Below are 19,493 nucleotides of genomic sequence, written 5' to 3' on the forward strand. Positions count from 1 at the left end.
GCAGCTCGAACCTCAGTAGTAGCCGCAGACGCGGCGGTAGCCGACGATCTCGCCGTAGCGGTTGATGCGCTCGACCATGTCGCAGCGGCGGACGGGGCCGTAGGCATAGTAGCCACCATAGGCCGGGCGGGTGGCCGCGGCGACCAGGGCACCCGCGGCGAGCGCGCCGACGACACCGGCTCCGACGCCCCAGCCGTAACCGCGGTAGCCCCGGTAGTACGGGCCGGCCTCGGCGGAAGTCGCGGCCAGGGTGGAGGCCAGCGCGAGGGCGGCAAGGGTGGCGGTCGCGATCTTCTTGAAGCGGGTCATCGTCTCGGTCTCCCTGAATTCGTTCGGGGCGAACCATTCGCCCTCCATGACCGTTGGTCGCGGCGGGCGGCGAGGAGGTTCAAGGCGATGCGAGATTTTTTTGTGAGGACTCGGACAGGGTCGATTCAGCCGGCCGTGACCCGCCGCCAGAAGCTGGATGAGAACCCCGGGTCGACATGGGCCGCAAAGGCGCGCCACTGCGGGAAGGAGGCCTCGAAGGTCGCCGGCGACATGCGGGCGTCCTTGTAGGGATTGACGCGGCCGCCGCTCGCAAGGGCAATGCGGTCGAGCTCGTCGAGCAGCTTCGCGGTGCGCTCGCCGCGATTGGGAAAGTCGAGCGTCAATGTCGCGCCCGCGATGGGGAAGGACATCATCCCGGGCGAGGGCACGTCGCCGAAAAGCTTGAGCACGGTGAGGAAGGAGGCTTCGCCGGCGGCCAGTGTCCGCCGCAGCATCTCCTCGACGGCATCGCGGGCGTGAGCCATCGGGATCGCGCATTGAAACTGGCGCAGGCCGCCGGGCCCATAGGCGCGGTTCCAGTTCCTGACCCGGTCGAGCGGATAGAAGAACGGCTGGTAGGCAATGCGCCTGGGCTCCGGTGAGCGTGGCTGCGCCGCGCGATAGAGCATGTTGAAGGCGCGCAGTGTCAGGCCGTTGATCAGCGGAACCGGCGGCCTGATCGGAAAGGGCAGGCTGCGCCGAGGGCGGCCCGACGGCTCGTGCGAGGCCGGCGCATGGTTGGCGCGGAAGAACACGCCGCGGCCGAATCCGGAGCCGCTGGCCAGGGCATCGATCCAGGCGACGGTATAGTCATGCGTCGCATCGGATTCGGCGGCGATGGCAAAGAAGTGGTCTAGCCCGTCGAAATGGTTGGTCTCCTGCTGCATCTCGGCGGAAGCGACTGGCATGAGCTGGAGCGTGACCTGCGTGATCAGGCCAGTGAGTCCCATGCCGCCGATGGTTGCGGCGAAGAGCGCGCCATTGATGTCGGGTGCGCAGGTCAGCCGCTGCCCGTCCGAGCGGACGAGCTCGAAGGCGCGGACGTGGCGACCAAAGGTGCCGGCACGGTGATGGTTCTTGCCGTGCACATCGTTGGCCAGCGCGCCGCCGATGGTGACGAAGCAGGTTCCGGGCGTCACCGGGGGGAACCAGCCAGCCGGCACGACGACCTTCAGCAGATCGGCGAGCAGGACACCGGCCTCGCAGGTGACGAGCCCGCTGATGCGATCGAAGGCCAGAATGCGGTCGAGGCCACGCGCCATGATCAGCCGCCCGCCATCGTTCAGGCAGGAATCGCCATAGGAGCGGCCATTGCCATGGGCCAGGACGGGGCCCCGCTGCGGCGAGGGATCGGTCAGCCAGTCCTCCGGGCTGAGCAGCACGCTGTCCTGCGCCCTCAATCCGCCCCAGGAGCGTATCTCCGAAGGAGTGCTGTTCACGGCAGCAGCGTCGCCGCGACCATGATGATGACCACTGTCGCGCCGGTGACCTGGCTGCGCCAGTCGCGGATCATGAAGACGAGCGGATCGTCCGGCATGGCGCCGCGCCGCGCCAGGAACCAGATCCGCGCCATCTGATAGAGGATGATCGGGCAGACCAGCCAGATCAGCTCCGGGTGGCGATAGAGTTCCTTGACGGCGGCGCTGTCGACATAGAGCGCCATGATCAGGGCGCAGGTGCAACCCGACGCCATGCCGAGCTGCGAAAGCGCCTCGATATCCTCGGCGTGGTAGCCGCGCCCCGCCTTTTTCAGCCCGGACTGGTCCTGGGTGATGCGCAGCTCGGCGTAGCGCTTCACCAGCGCCAGACTCAGGAACAGGAACATCGAAAACGCGAGCAGCCAGGACGACATCTGGATCGCCGCGGCGGCATTGCCGGCGAGAATGCGCAGCGTATGCAGCGCGGCCAGCCCGAGTACGTCGACCAGCAGCTTGCGCTTGAGCACGAAGAGATAGGCCAGGGCGAGCACGAAATAGGCGCCGAGCACCAGTAGGAAGAGCTTCGGCTTGGGCAGCAGCCAGGACAGCCCAAAGGACGTGGCGAGCAGCAGGGGGATCGTCGCATAGGCCTGGCGCGCGGTGATTTCGCCCGCAGCCAGAGGGCGTTTGCACTTGGTCGGATGGCGCCTGTCGGCTTCGACGTCGACGATGTCGTTGAGGAGATAGATAGCGGAAGCCATCAGGCTGAAGGCGAGGAAGGCGACGACGCCATGGCCGATCGCCGCAATGTCGAAGACGTCGTGATTGAGCAGGATCGGAACGAACACGAGCCCGTTCTTGAGCCAATGATGCGGACGCATCGCCCTGATCATCGCAGTCAAAGACATGTCGTTGTCTCTTCTTCCCTTGCGCCGCTAATGCGTCCAGGAGCGATGATACGGTCCGGGCGAACGTCCTGTCACATTGAGCCGTTCTGGCTCCCGTCTTGCTGCCTGATAATTCCTAAGCTTGGGTGGATGACGGTGGGGCATGCCGGTCATTCGGCTGCCATGCTTAACAGTCGGCTGCAGGGGCACACCGATTGCCGTCGAACGAGGCAATCAGCCGGGGCGGACCATATGCCGGCAGGCCTCGCCGCGACGGCGAAGCCTTCAAGAGAGCAGACGTGCGCTGGCGCCGTGTCAGACCTTGGCCGCGCTGGCGGCTGCGTCGATATTGGCCACGAGTTCGGCGTCGAGACCGAGCGAGGCTGCAAGGCCGGCGAGGAAGTCCTTTTCCTTCGCCGTGTCCGGATTGATGGCGATGCGCGCAGCCGTGTAGATCTGCGCCGCGATCTCGGGGCTTTCGGCGCCCTCGACCAGGGTTTCGACCGAAGCCGGGTTGGCCATTTCCTTAGCCAGCCATTCATTCGCCTCCTGATCGAAGCCAGCCACGCGCAGGCTGCCGAGGATGGCGGCGCGCTCATCGGCATCGATCGCGCCATCGGCCGCCGCTGCGGCGATCATGGCGCGGATGAAGACGAGCGCGGTGGCCTCGCTCGCGGCCTCCGGCTCGAAGCCGGTCCCGGAAGGAGCGGGGAGAAGCTCTGGGCTCCCGATGTCCAGCATGGGCTTGCCGGACTGGTAGTTCTGATAGGCCTTGTAGGCGAGCCCGCCGATCAGGGCCATCCCGCCGAGACGCGCGGCGGAGCCGACGACGGCGCGACCGGTCGAGGAGCCGAAGACCAGCGCGCCGAGGCCGCCCAGCACGGCGGTCGCCATGGCCGGGTTCTTGTCGAACATCGCCTTGGCCTGGGCCAGCACGTCCTGGGCCGAGCGTCCACCGGTGGCCTGGCCGAGAGCCTCGCCGGCCTTCTGCTGCACGCCGGTCTGGCGCGCGGCGTCGCCGAGCCCCTGCGTTGCCTGGGCGAGGATCTGGCTCGCCATGTTGGCGAGCCCGCCTATCCCGCCGCTCTGCTGCACCTTGCTGGAGAGGTCCCCCAGAACGGAGCCGAGCGCACCCGTCTGGCCCTGGCCGCCGGGCTTGCCGGCCTGGGTGCCGGCGCTGACGAGAGCATCGAGCAGGGATTTGGCATTGAACATCGGGTCGTCCTCCTTCGGCGCGGGGGCCTCGGCCATCGACCGCATCTAGGGACGGTCGCACAGAAACGCCAGTGAGGGGGCCTGCGATGCAGGTTCAAGGCGCGGCGCCGGAGCTCGATCGGCTAGGATCACGGCGGGCCGACCTGGGGTCGGTCGTGGGGCGCGGGCAGGATTTCGCCAAATGCAGGTCACTGGTAGGATTGCGGCAGAGCTCGGGGACAACAGCCATGCCGCGCCTCAAGATCGTCACGCGAGAGACCAGCACGATCCCGATCATCTATCTCATCGATCAGGCTGTCGGTCGGGCATGTGCCAACAAGCGGGCAGACGTGCTGCTCGTCCAGTTCTTCATCCGCCTGCTGCAGGACCAGCCGCAGAAGCTCGGCGGAGAGCAGTACAACTTCATTCCGGCGGGCCGGCAGCAGATCGCCATCGATGGCTTCTGCGGCGAAGAGACGATCCGGAGCATTGCCCACTTCAAGACCGAGCATGACGCCGGTGCGACCGGTCCGTCCGCGATGTTCAAGGATATGCGCGTCGATCCAATGACGACTTCGAGCCCGTTCGGCGCACGCACGGGGCATGTGCTGTCGATCTTGAGATTGAATCAGGACGTGGCTGAATCGATTGGTCCGGAGCGCTTCCGAAGGCTCCATGCCGAGAGGCTGTTCCCGGCGGAGCTGGCGAACGAGTTCTTCGTCTGAGACTCAGGGCAGCTTGCGCAGCAGCAGCGGTGCGCCCACTGCCGGGTCCTTGCGCCATTGGCCGCCCTCGAAGATCAATTCCACGCTATGGCCTTTGCGGGCAACAAGCGCGAGCCGGCCTGCGGCATAGCGCCAGCCGACGGGGTCGAAGATCGTCAACCCCGTATCCGGGCAGTTGCCCTCGAACGCCGCCGTGGCGCGGGTCTGCGCCCCCGCGGGAGCCGGGCCGAGGACGATGCGGCAGGCCTCGCGATTGGCCTGGCGCATCATCGCGTAGCGGCCGGGCAGGCTATCGGCTGCCGGCGCGCTGGCCGGGTCGACCACGGTCGGGCGCTGGGCTGCGGTGGCTGCGGCCTCCGCCGGCCTCAGCGCGGGGCGCGACACGGCGCGCGGATGGTTCTTCGGATCGAGCCGATAGTCCTTGCCGTCAGGCCCCTTGCCCTGAAAACCGGCATTGCCGCTCTGGCGGAAGAGGATCAGGGTCTTGCCGAGGGCGTCGTCGAGGCGCGGCGATCCGTCCGGCGCCGTGTTCCAGGACGCGACATCGTCGAGGATCGGCAGGGCGCGGCGGCAGGTTGCAGGAAAGCGCAACTGGCGGCCATTGGCCGCGTTCTCGACACCCAGCGTGACCGTGCATTGGCGCGAGGCGCCGATCTGCTCAAGATCCCAGGCACCGAGCAGCGGAGCGATGGCCGGCGGCGCCTTGTCGGCGCCGCGCGGGAGTGGCGCGGTCTGCGCCGACGCCGAAGCATGGCAGGCGAGCAGGATGCCCGCCGCCAGCAGCAGGGATCGGTGCGTCGCCGCGCCGGGCAAGACGCTCAGGCCTTCTTCCATGGCGTCTCGACGACGGGCGTCAGCGGTCCCTTGCCTTCGAACCAGGAGGCGAGGTTGTCGACGAGAAGCTGGCCCATCGCCTCGCGGGTATGAACCGAGGCCGAGCCGACATGCGGCAGCAGCACGGCATGCTCGATCGCGATCAGCTCGGCCGGCACGCGCGGCTCGTCCTCGAAGACGTCGAGGCCTGCCGACAGGATGATCTTGTCCTGCAGGGCCTTGATCAGCGCCTGCTCGTCGATGACGGTGCCGCGGCCGACATTGATGACGATGCCGTTGGGGCCGAGCGCCTTCAGCACCTCGGCATTGATGATGTGGTGGGTCGAGGCGCCGCCGGGCGCGACCGAGATCAGCGTATCGACGTCCTGGGCCATCTCGACCAGCGAGGGATAGTAGCGATAGGCGACGTCCGCCTGGCGCGAGCGGCCGTGATAGACGACCGGCAGACCGAAGGCTTCGACGCGGCTCGCGACCGCCTTGCCGATGCGGCCGAGGCCGACGATGCCGACCGTGCGGCCGCGCAGAGACGTCGTCAGCGGATAGGCGCCCTTGAGCCACTTGCCCTCGCGCAGATAGCGATCGACCTGCGGCAGCTGCCGGACGGTCGAGATCAGCAGGCCGAGCGCGAGGTCGGCGACCTCGTCGGTCAGGACGTCGGGCGTGTTCGTGACCACGAGGCCGCGCTTTCCGGCCTCGGCCGCATCGACATGGTCGTAGCCGACGCCGAAGCTCGAGACGACCTCGAGCTTCGGAAGCGCGTCGAACAGCGCACCGTCGACCCGGTTGTGGCCGCCGCCGGCGGCGACGCCGCGGACGCGCCCGGCGATGTCGCGCAGGAACGCCGCCTTGTCCTCCGCTTTCCACAGCTCGTGGACGGTGTACCGGGCCTTCAGCTGGTCGGCGGCATAGGCCATCAGCGGGCCGGTCATCAGGATTTCGGTGGCGTCGGACCGTGTCATGGGAGTGCTTCCGTAGGCTCAGAGTGATGGTCGGGCGGCTTGATCAGGCGAATATGAATCGATTAAATGGCCGATATGGCGGCTGCATGGAAGCCGTTGCCTTGCTGCGATCGATCGTTGGGCATCCCACCACGCCTCGCGTCGCGCGGAAAGCGCCGATGGCGCATATATAATATGACTTAATCACGCCGTTTTCTGGATCGGCGCCGCTGCGCCCGGGGTCAGGAAGGCAAGCGTCGTGTTCAGGCTGTCGATGACCAGCGTCGTCATCCGTGCCGCTGCGAGATCGCCGTCGCGCTGGATGATAGCGTCCAGAACGCGCTCATGGTCGACCAGGGAGGCGACGAAGAAGTCGCGGTCGTCGACCGATTTGAGCAGCAGGGACCATTGCACGGTGGCGGCGACGGCGCTCGCCAGGCACATCAGCGTGGCGTTGTGCGAGGCGGCGAAGACGGCCTCATGGAAGGCAAGGTCGGCGCGGATCGTCGCGTCGGCATAGGGGTGGTTATCGGACATGCCGCGATAGGCGGCCTCGATTCTCGCGATGTCGGCTGGCGTACGGCGCTGCGCCGCCAGGCCGGCCGCGGCCGGCTCGGCAAAGCGGCGCAACTCGAAGAGATCGCGGATGAATTTCTCGTTCGGATCGGCCTCGAAATGCCAGGAGAGGACGTCGGGATCGAGCAGATTCCAGCTGTCGCGGGGCGCGGCGCGCGTGCCGCTCTTCGGCCTGGCCTCGACCAGCCCCTTGGCGGTGAGCACCTTCACCGCCTCGCGATAGGCGGTGCGCGAGACCGAGATGTCGGAGCGCAGATCGTCCTCGTTCGGCAGCAACTCGCCGGCCTTGACGGAGCCTGTTATGATGGCGACGGCGAGCTTCTGGGCGACCTGGCCGAAAAGGCGGTCGGGATTGAGCGTCGTTGGTCGCGAATAGTCGCGCACCCGCATCGTCTGGCGCCTCCTCCGTCGCGGGCGGCATGGGGATGAGACCCGCTCCCCGGCTTGCGTCCGGCGCTTGACACGCCTGTCTGTATCGTATGACTTTATCGCAGATGAACTCCGGCGCAAGGGACCGCCCCTCCTGAACGAGGCGCGGTGCTTAGCCGACGGCAACATTCATCGATCGGTCGCAACAGGCCGATATGCGATGCGACTCGGACTCTGCCGGAGGCGGCGGACCACCGTGTCCACGGGGAAACGAATTTTAGGAGAGGGCCCAGATGGCCTCAGTCCAGATTGCCGACGTGCGCAAGGCTTATGGCGCGACCCAGGTCATCCATGGTGTCGACATCGACATCGATGACGGCGAGTTCGTGATCCTGGTCGGGCCGTCGGGCTGCGGAAAATCGACCCTGCTGCGCATGATCGCCGGGCTGGAGAACATCTCCGGCGGCGAGATCCGCATCGGACCGCGCGTCGTCAACGATGTGCCGCCGAAGGAACGCGACATCGCGATGGTGTTCCAGAACTATGCGCTCTATCCGCATATGACGGTCGCCGACAACATGGCCTTCTCGATGAAGCTGCGGAAGGCGCCGAAGGCCGAGATCGACGAGCGCGTCGGCAAGGCGGCCGGAATCCTCGGCCTCGACAAGCTGCTCGACCGCTATCCACGCCAGCTCTCGGGCGGCCAGCGCCAGCGCGTCGCCATGGGCCGCGCCATCGTGCGCGACCCGCAGGTCTTCCTGTTCGACGAGCCGCTTTCCAATCTCGACGCCAAGCTGCGTGTGCAGATGCGCACCGAGATCAAGGAGCTGCATCAGCGGCTGAAGACCACGACCGTCTATGTCACGCACGACCAGATCGAGGCCATGACGATGGCCGACAAGATCGTCGTGATGCATGACGGCATCGTCGAGCAGATGGGCGCGCCGCTCGAGCTCTACGACCGTCCCGCCAATCTGTTCGTGGCGGCCTTCATCGGCTCGCCCTCGATGAACCTGCTCAAGGGCACGATCACGGCTGCCGGCTTCGAGACCGATGACGGCAAGGGCGGCAAGATGCTCTGGCCGATCGGCAGCCATCCGGCGGATTCGAACGGCAAGGCGGCCGTGCTGGGCATCCGCCCCGAGCATATCAAGCTCGATCCGAACGGTCTCCAGGCTGAGGTGGTGGTCGTCGAGCCGATGGGCTCGGAGACGCAGGTCGTGGTCCGCTGCGGCGGCCAGAGCCTGACCTGCGTGTTCCGCGAGCGCATCACCGCGGGCCCCGGCGAGAACCTCGGGATCACGCCCGACACCAATGTGACACATCTCTTCGACGCCGGCACGGGGAAGAGAATCGTGACCTGAAAACGGCCGGACAATCCGGTTCAGAACGGCCGCTCAAAGAGCCGTCGAACCATATCCAGGGAGGATAAAGATGCATTTCGATCGCAGATCACTGCTCAAAGGCGGTGCCGCCCTCAGCGTGGGCGGCACCGCCAACCTGTTCGCCTGGGCCAAGGCCTGGGCGCAGGCCTCGCCCTTCAAGGTCGAGCCCAACGCCAAGATCAACCTGATGCGCTGGAAGCGCTTCGTCGAAGCCGAAGACGTCGCCTTCATGAATCTCGTCGCCGCCTTCGAGCAGGCCACGGGCGCCAAGATCAACGTCACCAACGAGTCCTATGACGACCTGCAGCCGAAGGCTTCGGTGGTCGCCAATACCGGGCAGGGCCTCGACCTCGTCTGGGGGCTCTACTCGCTGCCGCATCTGTTCCCGCAGAAGTGCCTCGACCTCACCGACGTCTCGAAATATCTCGGCGAGAAGCATGGTGGCTGGTTCCCGTCGGCGGAGGCCTACGGCAAGCTCGGCAACAAGTGGATAGGCATTCCGATCGCGGCCAGCGGCGGCCTGGTGAACTACCGCATCTCCTCGATGAACAAGGCCGGCTTCAAGGAGTTCCCGAAGGACACGGCCGGCTTCCTCGAGCTCTGCAAGGCGCTGAAGGCTAACAACACCCCCGCCGGCATGGCTTTCGGCCACGCCTCGGGCGACGCCAACACCTGGATGCACTGGCTGCTCTGGACCCATGGCGGCAACCTCGTCGACAAGAACGACAAGGTCATCATCAACACGCCCGAGACCGCCAAGGCGCTGGAATACGCCAAGGCGCTCTACGAGACCTTCATCCCCGGCACGGCCTCGTGGAACGATTCCTCGAACAACAAGGCCTTCCTCGCCGGCGAACTGCACACCACCGTCAACGGCATCTCGGTCTACGTCGCGGCCAAGAAGGAAAAGCCGGAGATGGCGGCCGACATGGACCACGCCTACATGCCGATCGGCCCGATCGGCAAGCCGACCGAACTCCACCTGCCCTTCACGATGCTGGCCTTCCAGTTCACGAAGGTTCCCAACGCCTCCAAGGCGTTCATCGCCTTCATGATGGATGCGCCGCAGTTCAACCCGTGGATCACCGCGGCCGGCGGCTACCTCTCGCACTTCCTCGGCGAGTACGACAAGAATCCGGTCTGGACCGCCGACCCGAAGACGACGCCGTTCCGCGACGTCGCCAAGCGCACGCTGACGCCGGCCGGACAGGGCACGCTGGGCGAGAAGGCGGCGGCGGCAATCGCCGACTTCATCGTGGTCGACATGTTCGCGAACTACGTCACGGGTCGCGAGGACATCAAGGGCGCCATGGCCGGCGCCGAGCGGCAGGCGAAGCGCATCTATCGCTGAGCCGCGTGAGCTGACGGGGCGGCCCGTTCCGGCGGGCCGCCCCGCCTACATCCAACGCTGCACGACATCACAGTCCGGCCCCGCGGCCGGACCGATTTCACGCATCACATCGGAAGCGCGATGGCCAATTCCGCAGTCGAGATGCCGGTCCGCCTGACGCCCGCCAAAAGCGAGCGCACGGCCTGGCAGAAGCTCCAGGCCAGCCGCAACTGGCTCGGCTTCTGGTACATGTTGCCGGCCGCCGGCATCCTGATCCTGTTCCTGGCCTATCCGCTGGGGCTCGGCGTCTGGCTGTCCTTCACCGATACCAAGATTGGGCGTGCCGGCGAGTTCGTCGGGCTGGAGAACTATGAATGGCTCTGGGATGACGGGGTGTTCTGGACCTCGGTCTTCAACACGCTGCTCTATACGACGGTCGCCAGCGCCGCGAAGTTCGTGATCGGGCTCTATCTCGCCCTGCTGCTGAACAAGCATCTGCCGTTCAAGGCGCTGATCCGCGCCGCCGTGCTGATCCCCTTCATCGTGCCGACGGTGCTGTCGGCAATCGCCTTCTGGTGGATCTACGACTCGCAGTTCTCGATCATTTCCTGGTCGCTGCGGCAGCTCGGCTGGATCGACCACAACATCAACTTCCTCGGCGACCCCTGGAATGCGCGCTGGTCGACGATCTTCGCCAATGTCTGGCGCGGCGTGCCGTTCATCGCGATCACGCTTCTGGCTGGGTTGCAGACGGTCTCGCCCTCGCTCTACGAGGCCGCGACGCTGGATGGCGCCACCAACTGGCAACGCTTCCGGCACATCACCTATCCGCTGCTGACGCCGATCATCGCGGTGGTGATGACCTTCTCGGTGCTGTTCACCTTCACCGATTTCCAGCTCATCTGGGCGCTCACCCGCGGCGGGCCGGTCAACGCCACGCATCTGATGGCCACGCTCTCGTATCAGCGCGCCATCATCGCCGGGCAGCTCGGCGAGGGCGCGGCAATCTCGACGGCGATGATCCCCTTCCTGCTCGCGGCGATCGGCATCGCCTGGTACGGGCTCCAGACGCGCAAATGGCAGCAAGGTGGCAGCAATGACTAGCATCGATGCGGGCCAGGGCAGCCCCAGCCGCGCTGCCACCCAAGACCATAGCGAGGGCATGGCCTATCTGGAGACGCTGCCGCGGCGCGTCGTCACGACCTATATCCCGCTGGTCCTGATCCTGATCGTCCTGCTCTTCCCGTTCTACTGGATGGCGCTGACGGCGGTGAAACCCGACCATCAGCTCATCGAGATGGACAAGGTCAGCCCGTTCTGGACCTGGGAGCCGACCTTCAAGCACATCTACAAGCTGCTGTTCGAGAGCGCCTATCCGCGCTGGCTCTGGAACACGATGCTGATCGCGACCTGTGCGACCTTCATCTCGCTGATCGCCAGCGTGCTCGCCGCCTATGCGATCGTGCGCCTGCGCTTCAAGGGTGCGGTCACGGTCGGCGCGCTGATCTTCCTCGCCTATCTCGTGCCGCCCTCGATCCTGTTCATCCCGCTCGCCACGGTGATCTACAAGGTCGGCCTGTTCGACACGCCGTTGGCCCTGATCCTGGTCTATCCGACGATCCTGATCCCGTTCTCGACCTGGCTCCTGATGGGCTATTTCAAGACCATCCCCTACGAGCTCGAGGAATGCGCCTTGATCGACGGTGCGAGCCGGGCGCAGATCCTGATCAAGATCGTCCTGCCCCTGGCGGTGCCGGGGCTGATCTCGGCGTTCATCTTCTCCTTCACCCTGTGCTGGAACGAGTTCATCTATGCGCTGACCTTCCTGTCCTCGACGCAGAACAAGACCGTGCCGGTGGCCATCGTGAACGAGTTCGTCGATGGCGACATCTATCGCTGGGGCTCGCTGATGGCGGGCGCGCTGGCGGGGTCGCTGCCGCTGGTCATCCTCTATGCCTTCTTCGTCGAGCATTACGTGTCGGCGATGACCGGGGCGGTGAAGGAATAACGGGCGAACGGCGCGGCTTGCCCCTGCGGGCCGCCGCGCGACCATCCCAGCCGAAGCAGGGGTGCCACGCAGTGCCGGGGGGCCATTCCGGAATGCCGCTCGGATAGGCTCAGGCATGGATCACGGGGCTGCGCCTTGCTTCGCCCGGGATGACTGAGCAGAGGATAGAGCGCGCAGATGCCGACCACCCCGAAATCCATCGCCTTCATTGGGCTCGGCGCCATGGGCGCGCCGATGGCCGAGAACCTTGTCAAGCGGCAGTTCCGGGTCACCGGCTTCGACATGCGGGCGAGCGCGCGCGAGGCGCTGGTCACGGCCGGCGGGCATGATGCCGGCAGTGCGATGGACGCTGCGGCCGGGGCCGAGGCGCTGGTGCTGATGGTGGTCAATGCCGCGCAGGCACGCTCCGTGCTGTTCGAGGCCGGAGCGCTCGCGGCGCTGGCACCAGGCGCGGTCGTCATGCTGATGGCGACGTGCCCGCCGGGCGAGGTCGAGGCGATCGCGGCGGAGGTCGAAAGGAGCGGCCGGCGCTTCGTCGATTCACCCGTATCGGGCGGTGTCGTCGGCGCAAGGGCAGCGACCTTGACGATCATGGTCGGCGCGCCGGACGAGACCTTTGCATTGGCCCGGCCCGTGCTCGAGGCGATGGGCGACAAGGTCTTCCATGTCGGGCAGAAGGCCGGGCAGGGCGCCGTGGTGAAGACGGTCAACCAGCTCCTCTGCGGCGTCCATATCGCGGCGGCGGCCGAGGCCCTGTCGCTGGCCGAGAAGGCCGGCGTCGACGGCAGGTTGCTGTTCGAGATCATGGGTGGCTCGGCCGCCTCGTCCTGGATGCTCAAGGACCGCGGGCCGCGCATGCACGAGCCGGATCCGGCGGTGACGAGCGCGGTTGACATCTTCGTCAAGGATCTCGGCATCGTGCTCGATGCGGGGCGTGCCGCCCGGACCGCTCTGCCCCTTGCCGCTGCGGCGCACCAGATGTTCCTGGCCACATCCGGGCTCGGCCATGGCGGGCGCGACGATTCGCAGGTGGTACGCGCCTATCGCGCCCTCAACGCCAAGCCTGCCAACGATGCCTGAGCGGCCGGCCGGCGGCTCAGCTGCGTGGCGGCGTCGTCGTGCCGCGGATGACCAGCGCAGGCGTCAGCAACAGGCGGCGCGGCGGGGCGCCGGGCTCGGTAATGCGGCTGATCAGGAACTCGGCCGATTTGCGCCCCATTTCGTCCTGGAAATTCCGGATCGTCGTCAGGGCCGGATACCATTGCGCCGCTTCCTGGACGTCGTCGCAGCCGACGATCGAGAAATCGATGCCGGCTTCGCGGCTGCGATGGCGCAGCCCGAGCATAGCACCGAAGGCGGCGAGGTCGTTCATGCAGACGGCTGCCGTGGGCGGATCGGGCGCATCGAGCACGGTCTGGATGCCTTTGGAGCCGTTCTCGCGCGTGCCATAGCCGGTATAGACCAGGCTCGGATCGACGGCGATGCCGTACCGCCCCAGCACCTCGCAGTAGCCGAGATAGCGGTTGCGGCCGGTGGAGATGCCCTGGTTGGCACAGATGAAGGCGATGCGGCGATGGCCGAGGCCGATCAGGTGCTCCATCGCCAGGATCGTGCCGTGGCGGTCGTCGGAGCCGACGAAGTCGAGATCTGTGCTGATCTCGCGGGAGAGCTGGACGATCGGGACGCCGGCCGCGATCAGATGCGCGAAGGTCTCAGGCGTGCTGCCGCCGGCCGCGCAGAGGATCATGCCGTCGGGACGGTACTCCTTGAGCGTGTTGAGCACGCGGTCCTGCCGTTCGAGGTCCTCGCCATAGGTGCCGAGCAGGATCGAGCGGCCATTGGCCGTGGTGGTCTCCTCGATCGCGGCGAGGAGCTCGGCGAAATAGGGGTTGGTGATGTCGTGGAAGCCGACGCCGAGGATGTTGGTCCGGTCGGTGCGCAGCGAAGCGGCACTGCGATTGTAGCTGTAGCCCATCTCCCGGGCCATCTGCTGGACGCGGCTGCGGGTCGCCTCCGCCACGAGCGGCGAGCCGCGCAGGGCCAGCGAAACCGTGGCCGTCGAAACCGTCAGGCGATCGGCGATGATCTGCAGCGTGACCCGGCCGCGGCTGCCTGGAGCGGCTGTCGGCAGTTTCACGGGAGACCCGGCGCCGATAGGGCCGCTGCTGGTCATGAGGCGCTTCTCCGATGCCGGAAACGCGACCAGGGGACCGGCTCCTGTTCAGGCGTTCCGCCACATCGACACGTCATTCTCACATAAACCGGAGAAATTGAAGATGAATGCAACCAAAGAATCGGTCGGCTTCATCGGCGTTGGGCTGATGGGGCAAGGGATGGCGCGAAATCTCGTCGACAAGGGCTTTCCGCTGACGGTGATGGCGCATCGCAACCGCAAGCCGGTCGAGGAGCTCGTCGCGGCCGGCGCGAAGGAGGCGAAGACGCCGAAGGAACTGGCGCAGGGCGCGACGATCATCTTCCTGTGCGTGACGGGCTCGGCCCAGGTCGAGGCGGTGGTGAACGGTCCGGACGGCATCGCGGCGGGTGCGAAGCCGGGGACAGTGATCGTCGATTGCTCGACGTCCGACCCGACGGTGACGTTGCGGATCGCCGCCGAGCTGGAGGCGAAGGGGCTGCATCTGGTCGATGCGCCGCTCGGCGGAACGCCGGCTCAGGCGGCTCTCGGCCTGCTCTCGGCCATGGTCGGCACGACGCCGGAGATCTTCGCCCGAATCAGGCCGGCGATCGAGGCCTGGGCGCAGAAGGTCGTGCATCTCGGCCCGGTCGGCGACGGCCACAAGATGAAGCTCCTGAACAACTTCCTCTCGATGGGCTATGCCGCGATCTATGCGGAGGCGCTGACGCTGGCACAGAAGATCGGCATCACGCCGCAGACCTTCGACAGCGTGCTGCGCGGCAGCCGCATGGATTGCGGCTTCTACCAGACCTTCATGCAGTATGTGCTGGAGCGCGACCGCGACGCGCATAAGTTCACGCTGGTCAACGCGCTCAAGGACGTTCGCTATCTCGAGAGCGTCGCCAATGTGGCCGGCGTGCCCAATCCGATCGGCAATGCCGTTAAGAACAGCTTCGCGACCGCCGTCGCCGCCGGCAGGGGCGACGACTACGTGCCGATGCTGTCCGACTGGGTTGCGTCGCAGAACGGCATGTCGCTGGCCAAGAAGGGCTGAGCTCAGGCTCGCGCGCTCAAGGGCGGGCGAGGATAGCGGCGAGACTCTCTGCGAGGCCGGTGCTGCCGATCGGCGCGGGCAGGGCGAAATCGCCCGCCGTGGGCTTGGCCGGCGGATCGCGCAGCGCCGCCAGCACGGCCCTCATGCCGGCCTCGACAGAGCAGATCACCGGCACCTCGACATGAGGCTGGACACGGGCGGCGAGGCCGGCGAGCCCGGCTCCGCCGAGAATGACGGCGCCGGCGCCGTCGCGCACTGCCGTGAGCCGGCAGGCCTGCGCCAGCAGTGCGATGGCGCTGTCTGGATCGCGCGCGATCTCTGCCCCGGTCGGGGCCACGGTTTCGACCGCAGCCAGGCGGCCGCCCAGCCCGAGTGACGCGACGAACTCGTGCAGCATCGGTCCCCAGCGCTCGCCGCCGGTGACGATCGAGAAGCGTTCGGCCCGCGTGGCGGCGGCAAGGCAACTGGCCTCGGCCATGCCGATGACCGGGATGCGGGCCAGCTCCTTCAGCGCTAGCAGGCCCGGATCGCCGAAGCAGGCGAGATAGACCGCGTCGCAGCCACGGCCGTGCTCGGCATAGGCCTCGATCGCGGCATGGCCGGCAATGGCGGCCGCGGCACGGCTGGCGATGTAGCGCGCTCCGAAGCGCCCTGTGACAGGTAGGAGCGCGACGCCGGCCGGAAGCTGCGGCGCGAGCACGCGCTCCATCAGGGCGGTCACCTCCGCCGTTGTGTTGGGATTGATCAGCAGGATGCGCAAGGCGGTCTCGGGGCTGGGCGGCAAGGGCTCGCCCGCAGGCGGCGTCCCAGTCTTCGTCCAGCGGGCGCGGCAAGGCAATGTCCAGACGAACGAAGGCCGTCAGCCCGGTTAAAGCTGGCGTTCGATGACGGCTCGCGCAGCGCAGAAGCTGGCCTCTGCATGCGGAACGGCCGCCTGCTGCTGCTCGAGCAGCAGCAGGGCCGTCTCATAGATCTCACGGATGTCGGCGGGCTGCAGAAGGCGATTCTGAACGAGGCAGCGCAGCAACCCCGCCATCGTCGCCGAGGAAGCCAGATTGCTGGCCGCCATCGCTTCGGATGGAGTCATGGACGTGGTCCTTACTGGGCCGTTGGATGCGTCGGCTCGGGCACGTCGTGGCCATCGGCGGCGTAGGAGCCGATCTTGTTGCGCAAGGTGCGGATGGCGATGCCGAGGAGGTTGGCGGCGTGGGTGCGGTTGCCGCCCGTTTCCCGCAGCGTCGCCAGAATCAGCTCTCGTTCGACATCGGCGACCGGCTGGCCGACGAGCTGCTCCACGACGGCCTGGTCTGGGGTGGGTTCGTGCATGGTCACGGTCCTTTGCAAGCCCCCCGAGCCCCATTGGACCCATCAAGGGGACGCCTCGACGGTTAAGAAATGGTAAATCCGTGGAGGTGGGGGACCAGATTGCCGCGCCTGCAGGAATGCTGGCCGCAAGGCAACTGGCACGAATCATCCTGTTACGCCCTGCCACAACGCCGCGGCGAGCCGTGGCTTAAGACGGAGCCCGATCGGCAAGTAGTTGAGGCCGGGCCTCGCGCATGATCTGATCAGAGTGGCGCGCTGCTCACGCTGCAGCGCGGTCGTCCACAGGCACATCGGTTGACCGGCGGAGCCGGGTACGAGAAATGAGCTATGAGGATGAGCGATTGCCAAGACTCGTCTCGAACGATTGAGGACAGGATGAAGACCGTCATGAAGTTCTGCCGGCTTCCGGCTGCCATCCTGTGCTGCTGGCCCCTGATCGCCTGCACCAGTTCGAGCGAGCCGCCGGTCGCCACGTCGGCGCCGATTTCGATGCCCCTGCCGGCGCAGCGCAGCTATCTTGATCCCGGCCCGGTCGCGCCGAGCACGGGCGGGCCGAATTATGTCCGGGCCAATCAGAGCAGCGGGCCGCGGCAGACGGACTTTTTCGGCAACGACGTCCTGCCGCAGACGCCCTGACGGCGGTGCGGCAAACGATTGAGCCAGTAGCTGGCGGATGAGTTCTGGCCGGCCGAAGGCCGGGGCGATCAGCTCGGGCCTGGATCCGGCTGGCGCGCCGCGAGGCTCGAGAAGATCGAGGCCGACGACCTCGCGCGCCAGGCTGTGATCAGGCGGGCGACGTTCTCGGCCACATCCTGGTCCGATTGCAGCTCGAGATCGTAGCGCTGGCCGCGATGGATCGTCTTGTGATCCTGTTCGGCGCTTCCGATCCGGCGGTCTCCCCGCGCCTGCTCCCGGCGGACGAGCTCGGGCAGTGGACAATGCAGGCCGACGAAGAACACTTCGAACGGCGCAAGCAGCGTAACGAGGTCATCCAGCCATCCCGCCGTGTCGAGGATGTGCTCGACGATCAGGTTGTTGCCCGCCGAGGCGTAGGCCGCGAGCGAGCGATGGAAGCCGTCGAAGAAGCTCGCCCGCATTTCGCTCCAGCGGAAATCGCCCTGCGCGATGCGGGCGGAAGGCAGCACGCCGGAATCGCGGAGATGGTCGATCGAGATATGCCAGAAGGGCTCGTCCAGGGTACTCTGCAGGACCCGCGCGAGCGTCGACTTGCCGCTGCTCGACGCGCCGTGAAGCAAGATGATGCGGCCAGGGCGAGGCTTCGGCCGGTGCGACATTTGCTGAGTCCCTTTTCGTATCGCGCCTGCGGCACGCGGCTGGTCAAAGCCGCGCGAGCGCACTAAGTCACCGTCATGAGCATGTCAGCCGCCATCGTTCCCGTCGCAGTCGGCGCCGTCGCCATCGTCCTTCTGCTTGGACTGGTCAACATGCTGCGGGGGGGCAGCGCCAACACCTCGCAGAGGCTGATGCGCCTGCGGGTGATCCTCCAGTTCATCGCGATCCTGGTGATCCTGGGCGTGGTCTGGTGGCGCTCCGGTTGAGCGACCGCACTCGTTTCCCGCGCCTGGGGCCTGCGGCCAAGCCTCCACAGAAATCTTTTAAGTCTTTGATTTAAATCAGCTAAATTTTGCTTGCGGCGACAACAATTAGGCATTTGCCACAATCTTGCCTTATTTCAGCCACGAGTCTCTGTGCTTTCTTAAGCTCCACTTGTCCGACAATAAGAACAATTCGCCATGGTTCGCGTCGCGTTGCTGCTCCTTGCCGGCTCTCTGACAGCCTCGCCGCTGGCGGCGCAGGCGCAGAGTCTCCCGGCCGGAGTCTCAAGCTACGCTCCCGCGACCGAGCCGTCCCCGACCCTGTCCTGGGAGGCGCGCGTTGGTGCTGCCGTCGCCAATCCCGGCGGGCGCGAGGGCGGGCTGCTCAATTTCGGCGGCGAGATCGCTACGCCGCGCCCGTTCACCCTGGCCGACCGCTTCGCCAATGCCTTTGTCCCGCGCTTCCATCTTGGCGCGAGCGCGAATTTCAACGGCACGCGCTATGCCTATGCCGGTGCGACCTGGACCGTCGACCTGAGCAAGGCGGTCTTCGTCGAGGCCAGCCTCGGCGCCGCGCTGAATGACGGCAAGACGGGCGCGATCATCCCCGAGAACCGGCTGAATGTCGGCTGCAACGCCGGCACCCGCGAGGCCGCGGCGCTCGGCGTGCGCCTCAATGACCGCTGGAGCTTGGTCGCGACGCTGGAGCACTTCAGCACTGCCGGCTGCTCGGATCGCGGCAACCCGCGCGGCCCGGCCAATGTTGGGGCAAGGCTCGGCTACAGCTTCTGAGGCCGTGCCTTTCGGCCCAGCCTGACCCTGCGCGAAGACGCCTTCCGTCCGACGCGCGCCGCGCTATAACGCGGGGATGGTCAAGCTCAACCGAATCTACACGCGCACGGGCGACGACGGCACGACCGGGCTCGCGGCCGGCCCGCGCCGGCCGAAATTCGACCTGCGCGTCGCGGCCTATGGCACGGTCGACGAGACCAATGCCTGCATTGGGATTGCGCGGCTTCATGCCACCGCCGAGGATGCGGCGGTCGATCACATGCTTGCCCGCATCAGCAATGATCTCTTCGACCTCGGCGCCGATCTGTCGACGCCGGAAACCGGCAAGCCGCTCGGCTACGAGCCGCTGCGCATCGTCCAGGCTCAGGTCGACCGCCTCGAGAGCGAGATCGACCAACTCAACGCCGACCTCGCACCGCTGCGCTCCTTCGTGCTGCCGGGCGGAACGCCGGCGGCCACGCATCTGCATCTGGCCCGCACGGTCAGCCGGCGCGCAGAGCGGCTGATGGCCGAGCTGGCAGAAGCGCCAGGCGAGGTCGTCTCGAAGGCGGCGCTGAAATACATCAACCGGCTTTCGGACTTCCTCTTCGTCGCCTCACGCTTCCTCAATGCCAAGGCCAGGGGCGACGTGCTCTGGGTGCCGGGCCAGAACCGCTAG

At 66.6% G+C, this 19,493-nt stretch carries 23 protein-coding genes; 11 read left to right on the top strand and 12 right to left on the bottom strand.

What is annotated here, in order from left to right:
- Positions 1-12 precede the first annotated feature (12 nt).
- The 4 genes from VGN82_RS08750 to VGN82_RS08765 all read right to left on the bottom strand — a co-directional run bounded on the left by VGN82_RS08750 (position 13) and on the right by VGN82_RS08765 (position 3,865).
- On the bottom strand, positions 13-309 hold the full coding sequence (locus VGN82_RS08750; protein ID WP_327526623.1) for a hypothetical protein: 297 nt from the start codon (positions 307-309) through the stop codon (positions 13-15).
- Positions 310-434: 125 nt separating this feature from the next.
- Complete coding sequence (locus VGN82_RS08755; protein WP_327526624.1) at positions 435-1,748, bottom strand: FAD-binding oxidoreductase; 1,314 nt, start codon at positions 1,746-1,748, stop codon at positions 435-437.
- Positions 1,745-2,635 carry a UbiA family prenyltransferase gene (locus VGN82_RS08760; protein WP_327526625.1) on the bottom strand — a complete coding sequence of 297 codons (891 nt, stop codon included), beginning with the start codon at positions 2,633-2,635 and terminating at the stop codon, positions 1,745-1,747. The genes VGN82_RS08755 and VGN82_RS08760 overlap by 4 nt, the downstream gene beginning before the upstream one ends.
- Before the next feature lie 294 nt (positions 2,636-2,929).
- Entirely contained in the window at positions 2,930-3,865 is a 936-nt protein-coding gene (locus VGN82_RS08765) for a tellurite resistance TerB family protein (RefSeq protein WP_327526626.1), read from the bottom strand.
- A 293-nt stretch (positions 3,866-4,158) separates the two neighbouring features.
- Here VGN82_RS08765 and VGN82_RS08770 point away from each other — a divergent pair, with 293 nt between their 5' ends.
- Positions 4,159-4,533 (top strand): hypothetical protein, encoded by a 375-nt coding sequence (locus VGN82_RS08770; RefSeq protein WP_327526627.1) that lies wholly within the window; start codon positions 4,159-4,161, stop codon positions 4,531-4,533.
- 3 nt (positions 4,534-4,536) lie between these two features.
- On the opposite strand, the gene VGN82_RS08775 is transcribed toward VGN82_RS08770, so the two are convergent.
- The 3 genes from VGN82_RS08775 to VGN82_RS08785 all read right to left on the bottom strand — a co-directional run bounded on the left by VGN82_RS08775 (position 4,537) and on the right by VGN82_RS08785 (position 7,271).
- Positions 4,537-5,367 (bottom strand): AprI/Inh family metalloprotease inhibitor, encoded by an 831-nt coding sequence (locus VGN82_RS08775; RefSeq protein ID WP_327526628.1) that lies wholly within the window; start codon positions 5,365-5,367, stop codon positions 4,537-4,539.
- On the bottom strand, positions 5,352-6,326 hold the full coding sequence (locus VGN82_RS08780; protein WP_327526629.1) for a 2-hydroxyacid dehydrogenase: 975 nt from the start codon (positions 6,324-6,326) through the stop codon (positions 5,352-5,354). Before VGN82_RS08780 ends, VGN82_RS08775 begins: the two co-directional genes overlap by 16 nt.
- Before the next feature lie 183 nt (positions 6,327-6,509).
- Entirely contained in the window at positions 6,510-7,271 is a 762-nt protein-coding gene (locus tag VGN82_RS08785) for a FadR/GntR family transcriptional regulator (RefSeq protein ID WP_327526630.1), read from the bottom strand.
- Between the two features lie 272 nt (positions 7,272-7,543).
- Between VGN82_RS08785 and VGN82_RS08790 the strand changes: the two genes are divergently transcribed.
- The 5 genes from VGN82_RS08790 (at position 7,544) to VGN82_RS08810 (ending at position 13,053) form a co-directional block, all read left to right on the top strand.
- Complete coding sequence (locus tag VGN82_RS08790) at positions 7,544-8,614, top strand: ABC transporter ATP-binding protein (RefSeq protein WP_327526631.1); 1,071 nt, start codon at positions 7,544-7,546, stop codon at positions 8,612-8,614.
- A 70-nt stretch (positions 8,615-8,684) separates the two neighbouring features.
- Complete coding sequence (locus VGN82_RS08795; protein WP_327526632.1) at positions 8,685-9,986, top strand: ABC transporter substrate-binding protein; 1,302 nt, start codon at positions 8,685-8,687, stop codon at positions 9,984-9,986.
- A gap of 141 nt (positions 9,987-10,127) precedes the next feature.
- Complete coding sequence (locus tag VGN82_RS08800; protein WP_414644258.1) at positions 10,128-11,069, top strand: carbohydrate ABC transporter permease; 942 nt, start codon at positions 10,128-10,130, stop codon at positions 11,067-11,069.
- On the top strand, positions 11,062-11,973 hold the full coding sequence (locus VGN82_RS08805; protein ID WP_327526634.1) for a carbohydrate ABC transporter permease: 912 nt from the start codon (positions 11,062-11,064) through the stop codon (positions 11,971-11,973). The genes VGN82_RS08800 and VGN82_RS08805 overlap by 8 nt, the downstream gene beginning before the upstream one ends.
- A gap of 177 nt (positions 11,974-12,150) precedes the next feature.
- Positions 12,151-13,053, top strand: a complete 903-nt coding sequence (locus tag VGN82_RS08810; RefSeq protein ID WP_327526635.1) for an NAD(P)-dependent oxidoreductase — start codon at positions 12,151-12,153, stop codon at positions 13,051-13,053.
- A gap of 16 nt (positions 13,054-13,069) precedes the next feature.
- On the opposite strand, the gene VGN82_RS08815 is transcribed toward VGN82_RS08810, so the two are convergent.
- A complete protein-coding gene (locus VGN82_RS08815; protein ID WP_327526636.1) occupies positions 13,070-14,146 on the bottom strand; it encodes a LacI family DNA-binding transcriptional regulator in 1,077 nt (358 codons plus the stop codon).
- 103 nt (positions 14,147-14,249) lie between these two features.
- Between VGN82_RS08815 and VGN82_RS08820 the strand changes: the two genes are divergently transcribed.
- Complete coding sequence (locus VGN82_RS08820) at positions 14,250-15,161, top strand: NAD(P)-dependent oxidoreductase (protein WP_327526637.1); 912 nt, start codon at positions 14,250-14,252, stop codon at positions 15,159-15,161.
- Between the two features lie 16 nt (positions 15,162-15,177).
- Here the strand turns inward: VGN82_RS08820 and VGN82_RS08825 are convergent, their stop codons facing one another.
- From VGN82_RS08825 to VGN82_RS08835, 3 genes are all read right to left on the bottom strand, one after another.
- Positions 15,178-15,921, bottom strand: coding sequence for an aspartate/glutamate racemase family protein (locus tag VGN82_RS08825; RefSeq protein WP_327526955.1), 744 nt, complete (start codon positions 15,919-15,921; stop codon positions 15,178-15,180).
- Between the two features lie 108 nt (positions 15,922-16,029).
- Positions 16,030-16,248, bottom strand: a complete 219-nt coding sequence (locus tag VGN82_RS08830) for a hypothetical protein (protein WP_327526638.1) — start codon at positions 16,246-16,248, stop codon at positions 16,030-16,032.
- An 11-nt stretch (positions 16,249-16,259) separates the two neighbouring features.
- Entirely contained in the window at positions 16,260-16,487 is a 228-nt protein-coding gene (locus tag VGN82_RS08835) for a helix-turn-helix domain-containing protein (protein ID WP_414644241.1), read from the bottom strand.
- Positions 16,488-16,862: 375 nt separating this feature from the next.
- On the opposite strand from VGN82_RS08835, the gene VGN82_RS08840 reads away from it, so the two are divergent.
- The gene (locus VGN82_RS08840) at positions 16,863-17,123 is read left to right on the top strand and encodes a hypothetical protein (RefSeq protein ID WP_327526639.1); all 261 of its coding nucleotides are present in this window, start codon (positions 16,863-16,865) and stop codon (positions 17,121-17,123) included.
- Positions 17,124-17,191: 68 nt separating this feature from the next.
- Here VGN82_RS08840 and VGN82_RS08845 read toward each other — a convergent pair whose 3' ends face one another.
- Entirely contained in the window at positions 17,192-17,782 is a 591-nt protein-coding gene (locus tag VGN82_RS08845; protein WP_327526640.1) for a chloramphenicol phosphotransferase CPT family protein, read from the bottom strand.
- A gap of 81 nt (positions 17,783-17,863) precedes the next feature.
- Here VGN82_RS08845 and VGN82_RS08850 point away from each other — a divergent pair, with 81 nt between their 5' ends.
- From VGN82_RS08850 to VGN82_RS08860, 3 genes are all read left to right on the top strand, one after another.
- Positions 17,864-18,046, top strand: a complete 183-nt coding sequence (locus tag VGN82_RS08850; protein WP_327526956.1) for a twin transmembrane helix small protein — start codon at positions 17,864-17,866, stop codon at positions 18,044-18,046.
- Positions 18,047-18,241: 195 nt separating this feature from the next.
- Positions 18,242-18,835 carry an acyloxyacyl hydrolase gene (locus VGN82_RS08855; RefSeq protein WP_327526641.1) on the top strand — a complete coding sequence of 198 codons (594 nt, stop codon included), beginning with the start codon at positions 18,242-18,244 and terminating at the stop codon, positions 18,833-18,835.
- Positions 18,836-18,911: 76 nt separating this feature from the next.
- Positions 18,912-19,493 (top strand): cob(I)yrinic acid a,c-diamide adenosyltransferase, encoded by a 582-nt coding sequence (locus tag VGN82_RS08860; protein WP_327526642.1) that lies wholly within the window; start codon positions 18,912-18,914, stop codon positions 19,491-19,493.

Source organism: Allobosea sp., assembly GCF_035999205.1.
In the GTDB taxonomy this organism is placed as follows: Bacteria; Pseudomonadota; Alphaproteobacteria; order Rhizobiales; family Beijerinckiaceae; genus Allobosea.

Bases quoted from the DNA above. Each gene is read 5' to 3' on its own strand.
- VGN82_RS08760 (WP_327526625.1), bottom strand. From the start codon at position 2,635: ATGTCTTTGACTGCGATGATCAGGGCGATGCGTCCGCATCATTGGCTC.
- VGN82_RS08850 (WP_327526956.1), top strand. From the start codon at position 17,864: ATGTCAGCCGCCATCGTTCCCGTCGCAGTCGGCGCCGTCGCCATCGTC.
- VGN82_RS08835 (WP_414644241.1), bottom strand. From the start codon at position 16,487: ATGCACGAACCCACCCCAGACCAGGCCGTCGTGGAGCAGCTCGTCGGC.
- VGN82_RS08820 (WP_327526637.1), top strand. From the start codon at position 14,250: ATGAATGCAACCAAAGAATCGGTCGGCTTCATCGGCGTTGGGCTGATG.
- VGN82_RS08810 (WP_327526635.1), top strand. From the start codon at position 12,151: ATGCCGACCACCCCGAAATCCATCGCCTTCATTGGGCTCGGCGCCATG.
- VGN82_RS08775 (WP_327526628.1), bottom strand. From the start codon at position 5,367: ATGGAAGAAGGCCTGAGCGTCTTGCCCGGCGCGGCGACGCACCGATCC.
- VGN82_RS08795 (WP_327526632.1), top strand. From the start codon at position 8,685: ATGCATTTCGATCGCAGATCACTGCTCAAAGGCGGTGCCGCCCTCAGC.
- VGN82_RS08860 (WP_327526642.1), top strand. From the start codon at position 18,912: ATGGTCAAGCTCAACCGAATCTACACGCGCACGGGCGACGACGGCACG.
- VGN82_RS08750 (WP_327526623.1), bottom strand. From the start codon at position 309: ATGACCCGCTTCAAGAAGATCGCGACCGCCACCCTTGCCGCCCTCGCG.
- VGN82_RS08785 (WP_327526630.1), bottom strand. From the start codon at position 7,271: ATGCGGGTGCGCGACTATTCGCGACCAACGACGCTCAATCCCGACCGC.
- VGN82_RS08780 (WP_327526629.1), bottom strand. From the start codon at position 6,326: ATGACACGGTCCGACGCCACCGAAATCCTGATGACCGGCCCGCTGATG.
- VGN82_RS08790 (WP_327526631.1), top strand. From the start codon at position 7,544: ATGGCCTCAGTCCAGATTGCCGACGTGCGCAAGGCTTATGGCGCGACC.
- VGN82_RS08855 (WP_327526641.1), top strand. From the start codon at position 18,242: ATGGTTCGCGTCGCGTTGCTGCTCCTTGCCGGCTCTCTGACAGCCTCG.
- VGN82_RS08765 (WP_327526626.1), bottom strand. From the start codon at position 3,865: ATGGCCGAGGCCCCCGCGCCGAAGGAGGACGACCCGATGTTCAATGCC.
- VGN82_RS08805 (WP_327526634.1), top strand. From the start codon at position 11,062: ATGACTAGCATCGATGCGGGCCAGGGCAGCCCCAGCCGCGCTGCCACC.
- VGN82_RS08800 (WP_414644258.1), top strand. From the start codon at position 10,128: ATGCCGGTCCGCCTGACGCCCGCCAAAAGCGAGCGCACGGCCTGGCAG.
- VGN82_RS08815 (WP_327526636.1), bottom strand. From the start codon at position 14,146: ATGACCAGCAGCGGCCCTATCGGCGCCGGGTCTCCCGTGAAACTGCCG.
- VGN82_RS08840 (WP_327526639.1), top strand. From the start codon at position 16,863: ATGAAGACCGTCATGAAGTTCTGCCGGCTTCCGGCTGCCATCCTGTGC.
- VGN82_RS08830 (WP_327526638.1), bottom strand. From the start codon at position 16,248: ATGACTCCATCCGAAGCGATGGCGGCCAGCAATCTGGCTTCCTCGGCG.
- VGN82_RS08845 (WP_327526640.1), bottom strand. From the start codon at position 17,782: ATGTCGCACCGGCCGAAGCCTCGCCCTGGCCGCATCATCTTGCTTCAC.